The organism is Anabaena cylindrica UHCC 0172, from assembly GCF_034931625.1.
Lineage (GTDB): Bacteria > Cyanobacteriota > Cyanobacteriia > Cyanobacteriales > Nostocaceae > Anabaena > Anabaena cylindrica_A.
This window is the reverse complement of sequence record NZ_JAYGGY010000024.1, coordinates 41,921-53,454: the sequence shown is the minus strand read 5'-3', so window position 1 is coordinate 53,454 and position 11,534 is coordinate 41,921. Positions and strand designations below refer to the sequence as shown.

Below are 11,534 nucleotides of genomic sequence, written 5' to 3'. Positions count from 1 at the left end.
CAGGAGTTCAGGAGTCAGGAGTTCAGGAGTTCAGGAGTTCAGGAGTTCAGGAGTTTAGGAGTCAGGAGTTCAGGAGTCAGGAGTTCAGGAGTTCAGGAGTTTAGGAGTCAGGAGTTCAGGAGTTCAGGAGTCAGGAGTTCAGGAGTCAGGAGTTAGGAATTTTTTTTTAGAGATGAGAAAATTATCTGCTATCATATCCAGCCTTGAGCTATGAAACTGATGAATTATTCTCCTAAAGTGTGATTTAAGAGTATGTGAAGAAATAGTTTAAAAACCGGGCTAAATGTAAAGTTAAACTTTTAACTTTGATCCCCAATACGTTTTAGCCAAAAACAAGTATGTAAGCACTCCGGTAATTATTTACATATATAACAAGATTCTAAAGACATCCTAAAGTTTATTTTTTAATAAAAATAGCTAGAACCCAGATAAAATAATACGTTTTTGGCTCTTATACCTATTTTGTCATAGAAGGAAAATATTTAAGTGTGATAACCAGCCCTAAATGGCACTAAAGATGAACCCAAATGAAACCTAATAACCATTTAACATCTGCCTGTCGATATTGCCGTCATTACCAACCAGAGGGTCGTCGAGGTGGAATGTGTCAGAAATTGGGCGCACCAGTGCAAAGTACTTGGAAAGCCTGTCATTTAGCACTACCAGCCTTTGCACCTCCTTGGGAAACTTTAGAAGATTCTTGGAGTTTACCAGTAGCAAAACCAGTTTTACCTGTTGCTCAAACCTTAAATTCAGATTTAGAAGTTCTAGCACTTGCTCCTGTGGAAGAAACATCAGTTTCCTCACCACAAGAGGTCAAGACGACAGCAATCCTAATTTAGTTGCCCTTTATTACTGTAATTACTGTAATCAATTTTTTCTTTGTTCAAAATAAAATTTGACTTTAAAATTTTAAGTTTTGCCAATTTTTACTTCTCAAAAATCGCACTTTGCTGTCAGCAAGGTGCGATTTTGCCTTTATTTGATTTAAGGCAACCAAGGAAATTCACGAAAATTCGGGGGACGTTTTTCGAGAAAAGCTTGTTTTCCCTCAGATCCTTCCTCTGTCATGTAATAGAGTAGGGTCGCATTCCCAGCAAGTTCTTGTAAACCAGCTTGTCCGTCACAGTCGGCATTAAAGGCAGCTTTGAGACAACGAATGGCAATGGGGCTTTTTTCTAAGATTTCTTGCGCCCATTGCACACCTTCAGCTTCTAGTTGTTCTATGGGGACAACAGTATTAACTAAACCCATTTCTAAAGCTTGTTCGGCATTATATTGACGACAAAGAAACCAGATTTCTCGTGCTTTTTTTTGTCCTACTATCCGCGCTAGATAACTCGCACCAAAACCACCATCAAAACTGCCAACTTTTGGGCCTGTTTGTCCAAAAATGGCATTATCAGCTGCAATTGTGAGGTCACAAATTAAATGTAAAACGTGACCACCACCAATGGCATATCCAGCAACTAACGCGATTACTACTTTTGGCATGGAACGAATGAGACGTTGCAAGTCCAAAACGTTTAAACGGGGGATACCTGCATCATCAACATAACCTGCTTGTCCACGTACACTTTGATCACCACCAGAACAGAAAGCATATTTACCATCAGTGTGGGGGCCTGCACCCATAAATAGAACTACGCCAATGTTAGTATCCTCACGGGCATCACAAAAAGCTTCGTATAGTTCAAAAACTGTCTTAGGGCGGAAAGCATTACGTTTATGGGGACGGTTGATGGTGATTTTAGCAATGCCGTCGGTTTTTTGATACAGGATATCTTCGTAGATTTTAACGGTTTTCCAGTCTATTTGCATGGGTATTAAGTGCGTTATTGTGCTAGAGAATTTTATCGCGGAGTTAAGAAAAAAGATAATTTAAGTTGGTATCTCTAGCTTGATAATAAACGTCTTTTAAGGTGCGTCAAACTCTATAATTCGGTAACAATCAAGCAGTTTTCCGCATTTGACACATCCTAATAACTTTTCTCAGACAATATTCCGTAAGTAAGAACGAAAAATAATGTATTTAAGATAGAATGATCTGCGATCGCCCCTAATGCGGTGTAACTTATCTCTGTTCATAACACTTTTCTTAAAAGTAAAAAAGCAATGACAATTATTTTCAACCAGTTTTAACATGATTAAGCTCGACCAGTTTTTAAAGTTGATAGGTATAGCCCCAACGGGAGGACAAGCCAAATTGATGATTATTGATGGTGATATTAAAGTCAATGGCACAATTGAAACCCGACGTGGGCGGAAATTAGAGCCTAACGACCAAGTAACAGTAGCAGGGAAAACTTTCAATGTTGGGGATGTAATTTAAGGCAGGAGGTAGGATAGGAAAGGGTTTGAGCTTTTTTATTAAAAAATCTTGAGTAGACCACTCGTATTTTCTGTAAATTTGTTGTATCCTAGTTCTCCGCAGGTAGTTTTTTACAACTCTATTTCATAAGAGCTTTTTGCTGATCTTTCTGACTGTTATTGAAAGACTATATTGGTCTGGCTTAAAATCAGTCTGGAAATTTTTTTTCCCTTAATGTCCACTTGTCAAAATTTTAAATACAGAAACTATGAAACTGATTAAAAAATCCGAAAAACTCCTTCTCGATAAAATCAAGAATATGGAGGAAGAAGAGCAAAATCTGCAAAAGGAATCTCTGTATTCTCCAGAAGAATTAATTGATGAAAGAGCATTCACAAGTGAGGCAAATCAAGAACCTCAATATATACCTTTGCGAGATAATCCTGTGGTTTACTCTATTGGTAACACAGGGTGGCAGGTTTCTGAAATTTGGAAAGATGTGAGATTAGATGATTTTTGTGGTGGTTGATCGGATGTTTTAAGCATCTCCAAACTGAAGGTACGGAGAGTGGCAGACAATCTTGGATTTTAGATTTTAGCCCACAGATAAATTTGGGAGCTTGGGAATTTTCGATTTTCGAGTGATTCCACAAATAAATCTGGGGGCTTTTACCATCAAGGAATCATTGGTCACAACCATTCAATTATTTTGGCATTTTCTGGCAATTTCGCCGCTCTTTGCCCCTCAGAACGCGCTCTAGCGGTAAATAAACCAATGGGAGTCTCTAATAAATCTACAAGATTTGCTTTACCAATGATGTTGTTGAAACTTGCTTTTGGTACTTCTTTGAGTAACCAACGCAATAGACGATAGCTGTAGTTTTGGGGTGTCATTTCACGCATCAAATCTACGCCATGTAGTTCATGTAAATAGCGATTAGAACGTCCATAACGTCGCCATTGACTAGCTAATTCTTTAATTGTCAATCGGTGACGGTGTTGGACAATGGCATCTGGAGCAAATTCTAAACTGCCAAGATTAGCTTTGAGAATACGCCAACAAATATCAGCATCTCCTCCAGTGGTGAGATAGGGACGAAATAAACCTGCTGTGGTGAAGATGTGACGACGAATTGCTAAATTTGCAGTTTGACCATAAGGACAAAATTTATGGGCTAGGGTATGTTTTTGGGATAGGGTTTCTTGCTTGTCTGCGTGTTGTTCAAGTAGGCTTTTGCCTGGTAGTGCCAAAATCTCACCAGCGACAATTGCGACTTTTGGGTTAATGAAAGGCTGAATTAATGAATTTAGCCATTGGGGTTGGGGACGACAATCTGCATCGGTAAAAGCGATGATTTCACCTACTGCGGTTCTAATACCTGTGTTGCGGGCGGCATAAGAACTTTGAATTTTGTTTTCACTTAAGGGCAGGATAGTGATGGGGGAATGTTCAGCAGTTGCTTTGATAATGGAGAGAGTGCGATCGCTACTATTATTATCCACTAGCAGATACTCTACTTGGTCTTGAGGATAATTTTGCGACAACAGACAATTAAGCAAGTCTGGTAAATCTGCCTCACCATTATAAATAGGTATTACCACCGAAACCTTTGGGAGTAAGCTTTGGCTGGTATTTGCCTCAACTGGCTGATGATTCATAAATCTGAATTTTTCTGGCTGATATCAATAAATATACAGCAGAATCTAGGAGTCAGGAGTCAGGAGTTCAGGATTCAGGAGTCAAGAGTTCAGGAGTCAAGAGTTCAGGAGTCAGAATTCAGAACTCAGGACTCAGAATTCAGGACTCAGAACTCAGAACTCAGGACTCAGAACTCAGAACTCAGGACTCATAATAAGCTTAACGTTTCAAGTCTTCGGCACGAACGCTCAGTGGCTGTGAGTTAGGAATTACCAGGGGTTGAGCAAATTTGCTATTAGAGAGAGCTGCGATCGCACGGGCATATTGTGGATCACTCAAAGTCCCGATTAAATCTGGATTAGAAGCCAATTGGCGCTCTTGTGCTTCTGTCAAATCTAGTTGAATATCAGGAGTAATACCCTTATGGTTAATATCTGTACCTTTAGGGGTGTAGTAGTGAGCAATGGTAACTGCTAATCCAGAACCATTTGTCAGTTCATGGACTGATTGCACCAAAGCTTTACCGAAGGTTTGACTACCAACAACAACTGCCCGTTTATTATCCTTAAGTGCGCCGGTGAGAATCTCGCTGGCACTAGCAGAATTCCCGTCTACTAACACCGCTAAGGGTCGATTTGTCAAGGCTGTACGATTAGCTTTAGTTTCTTCACTACCTCCCACACGGTCTACAGTCTTGACAATTGCACCATTGTCATACCACATCCGCGCAATTTCTATGCTTGCTTGCAACAAACCACCAGGATTTCCTCGCAAATCCAAAACATAGGAATCCACTTTTTGACTGTTCAAGTCACGAATAGCCCGACGCATTTGATCAGCTGCATGGGAGCTAAACTCTCTTAAACGAATATAGCCGACCCGACGACCACCTTCTTGCTTGAGGGTATAACGCACTGTGGGGACTTCTATAGTTGCCCTTGTCAGCTTCAAATCAAATTCATTTTTCCCCGTTCTTCCCAATCGCAAGGTGATAGCAGTACCAGCTTTCCCTCGAATCAGGTTAGATGCATCATCTACCTTCATCTTCAGAGTTGGTTTGCCGTCAATTGCCAAAATCTCATCGCCTGATTTTATACCTGCTCTGAGTGCGGGGGAATTTTCTATAGCTTCAACAACGGTCAATCGCTTGGTTTTTTCGTTAACTTCCATGCGAATACCAATACCTGAAACTTCCCCTGATGTTTGACTGGTCAGGGTTTCAAATTGCTTGGGGTCCATAAACCGCGTGTAGGGATCTCCCAGTTTTTGCAGGGCTTCGCGGATGGCTACATAAGCTTGTTCATTGGAAGTATAGTCTTTATTTAACAGGCTCTGCCTAGTTGCAAGCCAATCTTGTTGATTAAATTTGCCATCAACATATTCACGATTCACTAGTTGCCATACTTGGTCAACTAACGCCTTGGGACTATCTTGTAGAGCCGCGTGAACGCATCTCGTCCAAGCTTGACCAAATACGGATAGAGTAGCAGTCGTAGCGATCGCTCCACCAATCAAGGCTACTTGGAGCGGTGAGTGATGTTTCGCAGATTGGTTCATGTATATTCAGATGGAATAGTTGGGTTATTGACAGTTTAGCAATCAGGCTTTCCTGATATTTTTAAGTTTTTATATCCTCATCTTCAGCTATGCTTAATTCATCATTTTTTTCCTTGTAAATGATGTGGAAATTACTGTCTTTTTATTAAGAAAAATCGCTTAGTTTTTTCGTTTTTTCCGTAAAAACAACTACAGTACTAGTAACAGCACGATCTTTACACCCTAAATTCTTTTTCTAAGATAGCACTTTGTTGACTTGATGGCAGGATTTATCAATATTAGACAACAAAGCTTTTTTTTTCTATGTTATGAAGCACAAATTTATCATCAATTCATCAATTTACTTGAAGAACAGATTGAGAAAATTCAGGCGGTTGTTACAAAATATTGCTATTGCTTTGTGCTTTATCTTGGGTATTTGGTTGACTTTCACTACTATAACCTTAGTTTCTGCCTCCTCACAGCCGATAGATGCCTTTTTGGTGCTGGGGGGCAGCATTCGCAGAGAGATTTATGTAGCCAAACTAGCAAAACAGTATCCCCAGATCCCGATTTTAATTTCTCATGGTTCGCTAGATCCCTGTATTTTGCTAATTTTTCAGCGGGAAGCAGCAGATTTAGAACAAGTCTGGTTAGAGAATTGCGCTAATTCCACCTTTGAGAATTTTTATTATGGGATACCAATTTTGAGAAGTTGGGGAGTAAAAAAAGTCAAATTAATTACTTCTGGTACGCATATTTTCCGAGCCAAGTTGATGGCACAGATTATCTTAGGCGCTCATGGCATTTGGGTGGAACCAGAGATAGCTAAGGAAATGGGTATTCCTGGTAATCGAGAATCTGGGATAAAAACCATATTAGATATTCTACGTAGTTTATTTTGGGCGCTGTTCAGTCAAGTAATTCAGCCCCAATGCTTACAGGTAACAAAACTAGTAGATGTAGATTTACAAGCTTGGCAGCAGCGTGGTTTTCAGTGTGAACATCAGGGGGGTGTGGGGAAAAAGGGTCAGCCCCAGAGGGCAGTTAAAAATTCAAAATAGAGCCAGCTGACAGCACTCAGCACTGAGTTTGCTCAAAACCCTAAAGCGATTCCTACGGAATGCCTTGCGAGCTGCTTACAGCAGCGCTTCGCTATCGCACTTTTGCAATAAAAAACCCACTTTATTACCTATAATAAAGACATAGGATGCAGCAGACATGATTTAAACATGACATCCCGTTACCTTAAAGGTCGAGGAATTCCGGTAAAGACGTTCTGAATACCAAAAATAAATTTTTGGCGGAGACTCCTTTAGGAGTCTTTGTTATTGATGGACTCGGTAATTGTTAGCAACTAAAATAAATCTCAATTGCTAAAATTTCAAATCTGCAACTTATCCATCAATCTTTGTGGCTTATGGAACTGCATAGAATAAGATTTCAAGAATAATTGACCGCAGATGAACACAGATAAACGCAGATAAATACGGATGATTATTATTCTATGTAGGCTCGCATAAAATTGGCATAACCAAATAATGAAGACAGACACGATATTTTAGACTCTCCTGCAAAATCTCCCAGGCGTTTTATTTGAACTGCTGGAAAAACCACCCCAACTAGCTGCACACTACGAATTTTCATCAGTAGAAATCAAAGAACTAGCACGTCGCATAGATGGTGTATTTCTACCCAAAGCCGAGTACCCAGATGATCCGATTTATTTTGTTGAAGTCCAATTTCAAGATGATGATAACTTATACTGGCGATTAATTACCGAAGTATTTTTGTATTTAAACCAGTATAAACCTGATAAAAAATGGCAAGCTGTAGTATTGTGGGCTAAACGGAGTATTGATCCTGGTATACCCTTTGCATATCAAACTTCACTAGCTGCTGGACAAATTCATGTAGTTTATTTAGATGAATTAACTGATACATCATCTTCAATTGGTTTAGGAATTATTCAATTAGTAGTTGCACCAGAAGATGAGGCTGTACAAACAGCAAGAAGTTTAATTAATTTAGTACAACAAGCAGATGCGGCCAACGGTCGTTATCTTTTAGAATTAGTAGAAAGAATGCTGATTTACAAGTTTTCCACCTATAGCCGACAGGAGTTAGAAACGATGTTTGGATTAACAGAATGGCGACAAACTCGATTTTATCAAGAAGTGCAGCAAGAAACTGAGCTAAAAACTAAGCTAGAAACAATACCTCGTCTTTTGAAAATGGGGTTGAGTGTAGAACAAATTGCGGAAGCACTAGAATTAAAAATCGAAGTAGTACAACAAGCTATGGAAAAGTAAAGTCCAGAAGAATATCAATACCGCTATTCAAGCGATTGCCACTTTCCAAATCGGAATGTATACTGCAAACGGGTGAAATCTGGACTTATGTCATACTGAGCGTAACGTAGTGCAGCGTTCGCGTAGCGTGCCGTAGGCTCTAGTATCTCGGAGATTCTTCACTGCGTTCAGAATGACACTTTTAACCCGTTTTTAGTATAGTTAGGGTAATTACTAGCGATTTTCAAAGAAATGTTAACCATAATTGTAAATAGTACAGGCAGGTGAATTTATTGTATCTTGCTATTCTCAAAGGAGACTATCAAAGGTGATCATCCCTTGAATAATAGATAGAGGTACGTTGGCAAAATATTCTTGTTGAAATTGTTCTTCGCGGACGGCTGCTAGAAATTGGTTAATCACAGTATCAGCATTGGTTTCGTTACTCGTTTCTGCATTCCAGGTAATTTGCAAAGAACGATCTTGTCGTTGAACTGTAAATCCTAAATATTTTAAAGCTTGAAATCCTAAATGTAAACTCTTATCGCTGATACCCAGTTTCTCTAAAAGTTGGATGCGAGTAACAGGTTGATTTGTACGACTGAGGTATTTAGCAACTCCTACCAGAATGAGCCAAATGTCTATGGGTGGAATGTTTTGAGGTTTTGACCAAGCTAAGGCTAGTTGTTGTTGATTATAAAGCGATTTTCTAAACCATGCGCGTAAATCATCCCAACTCGTTGGAATATTGGGAATCATCAGGACTGAATTTTTCTCTGAATAGTCCTGATTTCGCCAGTCTAGAATCATCGCTAAGTTTTGAGTTTTTACTTCTGCTTCAACACTGGGACGGACAGCAACTAATCTAATTTCATAGCGTTTTTTATAGCTGTTGTAATCTATTTCAGCAATACAATCACATCTACCTAGAGGTAATTCATCTTTATAGTGTCCCCACCAAATACCAGGAAAAGGGTTGTGAGTAGAATCATCCCGAATATCAAACTCTGTTTTAATATACTGTATTTTATTGCCTTGTAAATCTTGTTGATTGCGATGCCAAGAGTTTTCAAACCAACAATCTTTAATTAATAGTTTGGGAATTGGATTTCCCATTCCGCATGGTTCTAAAACTTTGAGTTCTAAAAATAATTCTTTTCCCAAATCTGCAACTTTAACTTCTAAATCTGCTGTGACTGTAGGTGCGAGATTCATTCCTCCTAAAGATTGCCGCAATTTTTGGTTAATTGCATCTGTAAATAAGGGAATATTCTCAACTAATAAACTCAAACCAGCCGCAAAAGGATGTCCCCCAAAACGATGCAATAAATGTGCTTGTTCTTTAACTAATTGATATAAATCAACTGAATTAATAGAACGAGCCGAACCTCGTGCAAAAATTGGCTGGGATTCTCCACTTTCTGTACTTAATAAAATCGTGGGACGACCAGTTTCTTGGGCAACTTGACCTGCGACTAAACCTAAAACCCCACTAGGCCATTGAGGGTCTTCTAAAACAATTACACTAGTAGTTGATAAATCTAATTGGGAGAGTTTTTTAAATACTTGATTCTGAACATCTTTTTGTAATGATTTGCGTCGGCTGTTAGCTAATTCTGTTTCTTCTGCCAGTTGCTGACAACGTTTAATGTCTCGACTTGTTAGTAATTCTACGCAGAAACTAGCATCACCGTGAATGCGACTAACGGCGTTAATACGGGGACCAAGACCGAAAGAAATATCTGTGGGGCGATCGCCATTTTTCTGGCATAATTCCAATAATCGCCCTACTCCTGGTCGTCTTCGTTCTGTAACTGGTTTTTTATAATCTGCTTGTAGTTGTTGAATACCTAACTGGGCTAAATAACGACAATCTCCACTTAACTGTACTAAATCGGCAATTAATCCCACTGCAACTAAATCTAATAAATCAGTTAATGGATTTTGTGGGATATCAGGTAAAGTTTCATACAGTGCTTCTATCAATTTATAAGCCACTGCAACCCCAGAAAGATGAAATAATGGATGTTCTTTTGGTAAATAACGTGGGTTGATAATTGCACTGACTGGAGGACGTTCGGGGGGTAAAGTATGATGGTCTGTAACGATAACATCTATACCTAATTGTTGAGCATAAATAATTTCATCAATGTTTGTGCTGCCAGTATCGCAAGTTACGATTAATTTGCAACCTTGTTTAGCTAAATTATCAATTCCTGGTTGATTAAGTCCGTGAGATTCTTTTAAGCGATTAGGAATGTAATAAATTAATTGCTGATTGTGAATAAAAAATTGTCCTAAACCATCCCACAATACAGAAGTTGAGGTAATACCGTCTGCGTCAAAGTCTCCCCAAATAGCAACTTTTTCACTTTTTTCTCCTGCATCTTTAAGGCGTTTTACTGCCAAATGCATTTCTGTTCCAAATTCAAAGGGACTAGCTGGTTGATATTTTTGAAAATTAACAAATGCGGCTAATTGTAATTCATTTTTTATATCTCTTTGCCAAAGTAATTGGGCGGCAAAAGTTCCATTTGATAGAGGTGTGTAGTTTTTTACTATTTGAATAAACCACTCAGGAGGTTGTTCAGTTGCTGCTAAAATCCACTGCATTTAATTAATAAAAAAGGTAAGGTATGGTTCATTTTCAAAAACTTTAATTTTTCAATTTTTTCAAAGTGATACTTCTTGGATATTATCAATATTTGGTAAGTTTTGAGATGTTGTTACTAATGGATTATTTATTTGATTGTAACAAAGGAAAGCATATTGACAATATTCACAAGATTTTTTGGATGTTGGTTTTTGGGGAAATGGTTGATTTTGGTGATATTGTTCTAACCAATTAGTTAAGTTATTCAATAGTTGATTTAATTCTTTTTGTGTTTGTTGGTGTTGTTGAGTATCGTATTTAAAATGAATATTTTTAGGTTTATCTTGAGCTTGAACAAACCAATAAGTCATGGATATATTTTCGGGCAAATATTCGCTGGTTTCTGCCAGGATATACATATAAAGAAGTGTTTGCCAATTTTTAGCTAAATATTTTTTATTTGGTGGTTGGGGATAGGTTTTCCAGTCGAGAATTTGTGCTTTTTGATGATCTGCAATTAATAAATCATAGATAACTGTAAGTAGGTAATCTTGAATTTGCAAAGTTCGATAGTGTTCACTGTCGTGGAAAGTTTGTTTATCAGTATCAGGTGTTAATATTTCTGGTGCAACCTTGGCAAAAGATGTCATCCATTGTTGCAGTTGAGCATCTGTTTGGAGAAAGCTATTAATTGGTAAACCCATTTCTTGCTGCTGCATGAGCAAGTGAAAACGACTCCCTAAGGTTTGATATTCTTCCTGTTGGGGGTCAGTGGGTGCGGTAAGCTGTTCTAAATAGGTATGCTGGAATTTACGAGGACAAGTTGCGAGTAGGTTTAGATGTCCTTGAGAGAGTCTGAGTAGGTGAGTAGAAGTCGGTAGCATCATGTATCTGTTATAACAATTTCCATTCAAGTGAGGTACAGGCAGTGATAATTAAACGTAGATGGACGCAGATATAGGTTGCTTCCCGCAGGGTACGCAGATGATTTTGTACTTCATTAGACTAGGAAATGATATATCTGTTGTGAATTAATTAATACAAAGGCAAAAAATAAAAGGCAAAAGGGTGAAGTTTACATTTTTCTTTCATCCTCTTACCTTTTTTATGTACCTGATGCTTATTTAATGTTAGCCGTTCTACAGCAATTGCACAAAACCAAAC

The 11,534-nt window shown here is 38.5% G+C and carries 10 protein-coding genes; 5 read left to right on the top strand and 5 right to left on the bottom strand.

Features of this window, described 5'->3' with window-relative positions; genetic code table 11:
- Nucleotides 1-527 precede the first annotated feature (527 nt).
- Nucleotides 528-842, top strand: a complete 315-nt coding sequence (locus VB713_RS09035; protein WP_323311223.1) for a hypothetical protein — start codon at nucleotides 528-530, stop codon at nucleotides 840-842.
- A 145-nt stretch (nucleotides 843-987) separates the two neighbouring features.
- Here the strand turns inward: VB713_RS09035 and menB are convergent, their stop codons facing one another.
- On the bottom strand, nucleotides 988-1,821 hold the full coding sequence (gene menB, locus VB713_RS09030; RefSeq protein ID WP_323311222.1) for a 1,4-dihydroxy-2-naphthoyl-CoA synthase: 834 nt from the start codon (nucleotides 1,819-1,821) through the stop codon (nucleotides 988-990).
- A 322-nt stretch (nucleotides 1,822-2,143) separates the two neighbouring features.
- Here menB and VB713_RS09025 point away from each other — a divergent pair, with 322 nt between their 5' ends.
- Both VB713_RS09025 and VB713_RS09020 read left to right on the top strand, forming a co-directional pair.
- A complete protein-coding gene (locus tag VB713_RS09025) occupies nucleotides 2,144-2,332 on the top strand; it encodes an RNA-binding S4 domain-containing protein (RefSeq protein WP_323311221.1) in 189 nt (62 codons plus the stop codon).
- 247 nt (nucleotides 2,333-2,579) lie between these two features.
- A complete protein-coding gene (locus VB713_RS09020) occupies nucleotides 2,580-2,840 on the top strand; it encodes a hypothetical protein (RefSeq protein ID WP_323311220.1) in 261 nt (86 codons plus the stop codon).
- A 161-nt stretch (nucleotides 2,841-3,001) separates the two neighbouring features.
- Here VB713_RS09020 and VB713_RS09015 read toward each other — a convergent pair whose 3' ends face one another.
- Together VB713_RS09015 and ctpB are read right to left on the bottom strand one after the other, a co-directional pair.
- Nucleotides 3,002-3,970 carry a glycosyltransferase gene (locus tag VB713_RS09015; RefSeq protein ID WP_323311219.1) on the bottom strand — a complete coding sequence of 323 codons (969 nt, stop codon included), beginning with the start codon at nucleotides 3,968-3,970 and terminating at the stop codon, nucleotides 3,002-3,004.
- A 199-nt stretch (nucleotides 3,971-4,169) separates the two neighbouring features.
- Nucleotides 4,170-5,507, bottom strand: coding sequence for a carboxyl-terminal processing protease CtpB (ctpB, locus tag VB713_RS09010; protein ID WP_323311218.1), 1,338 nt, complete (start codon nucleotides 5,505-5,507; stop codon nucleotides 4,170-4,172).
- Nucleotides 5,508-5,815: 308 nt separating this feature from the next.
- Between ctpB and VB713_RS09005 the strand changes: the two genes are divergently transcribed.
- Together VB713_RS09005 and VB713_RS09000 are read left to right on the top strand one after the other, a co-directional pair.
- Nucleotides 5,816-6,550 (top strand): YdcF family protein, encoded by a 735-nt coding sequence (locus tag VB713_RS09005; RefSeq protein ID WP_323311217.1) that lies wholly within the window; start codon nucleotides 5,816-5,818, stop codon nucleotides 6,548-6,550.
- A gap of 507 nt (nucleotides 6,551-7,057) precedes the next feature.
- Nucleotides 7,058-7,798, top strand: a complete 741-nt coding sequence (locus tag VB713_RS09000; RefSeq protein ID WP_323311226.1) for an Rpn family recombination-promoting nuclease/putative transposase — start codon at nucleotides 7,058-7,060, stop codon at nucleotides 7,796-7,798.
- 288 nt (nucleotides 7,799-8,086) lie between these two features.
- Here the strand turns inward: VB713_RS09000 and recJ are convergent, their stop codons facing one another.
- Both recJ and VB713_RS08990 read right to left on the bottom strand, forming a co-directional pair.
- Entirely contained in the window at nucleotides 8,087-10,390 is a 2,304-nt protein-coding gene (recJ, locus tag VB713_RS08995; RefSeq protein ID WP_323311216.1) for a single-stranded-DNA-specific exonuclease RecJ, read from the bottom strand.
- Between the two features lie 60 nt (nucleotides 10,391-10,450).
- On the bottom strand, nucleotides 10,451-11,254 hold the full coding sequence (locus VB713_RS08990; protein ID WP_323311225.1) for a PD-(D/E)XK nuclease family protein: 804 nt from the start codon (nucleotides 11,252-11,254) through the stop codon (nucleotides 10,451-10,453).
- Between the last annotated feature and the right edge of the window lie 280 nt (nucleotides 11,255-11,534).

Bases quoted from the DNA above. Each gene is read 5' to 3' on its own strand.
- VB713_RS09005 (WP_323311217.1), top strand. From the start codon at position 5,816: ATGAAGCACAAATTTATCATCAATTCATCAATTTACTTGAAGAACAGA.
- VB713_RS09020 (WP_323311220.1), top strand. From the start codon at position 2,580: ATGAAACTGATTAAAAAATCCGAAAAACTCCTTCTCGATAAAATCAAG.
- menB (WP_323311222.1), bottom strand. From the start codon at position 1,821: ATGCAAATAGACTGGAAAACCGTTAAAATCTACGAAGATATCCTGTAT.
- ctpB (WP_323311218.1), bottom strand. From the start codon at position 5,507: ATGAACCAATCTGCGAAACATCACTCACCGCTCCAAGTAGCCTTGATT.
- VB713_RS08990 (WP_323311225.1), bottom strand. From the start codon at position 11,254: ATGCTACCGACTTCTACTCACCTACTCAGACTCTCTCAAGGACATCTA.
- recJ (WP_323311216.1), bottom strand. From the start codon at position 10,390: ATGCAGTGGATTTTAGCAGCAACTGAACAACCTCCTGAGTGGTTTATT.
- VB713_RS09025 (WP_323311221.1), top strand. From the start codon at position 2,144: ATGATTAAGCTCGACCAGTTTTTAAAGTTGATAGGTATAGCCCCAACG.
- VB713_RS09015 (WP_323311219.1), bottom strand. From the start codon at position 3,970: ATGAATCATCAGCCAGTTGAGGCAAATACCAGCCAAAGCTTACTCCCA.
- VB713_RS09035 (WP_323311223.1), top strand. From the start codon at position 528: ATGAAACCTAATAACCATTTAACATCTGCCTGTCGATATTGCCGTCAT.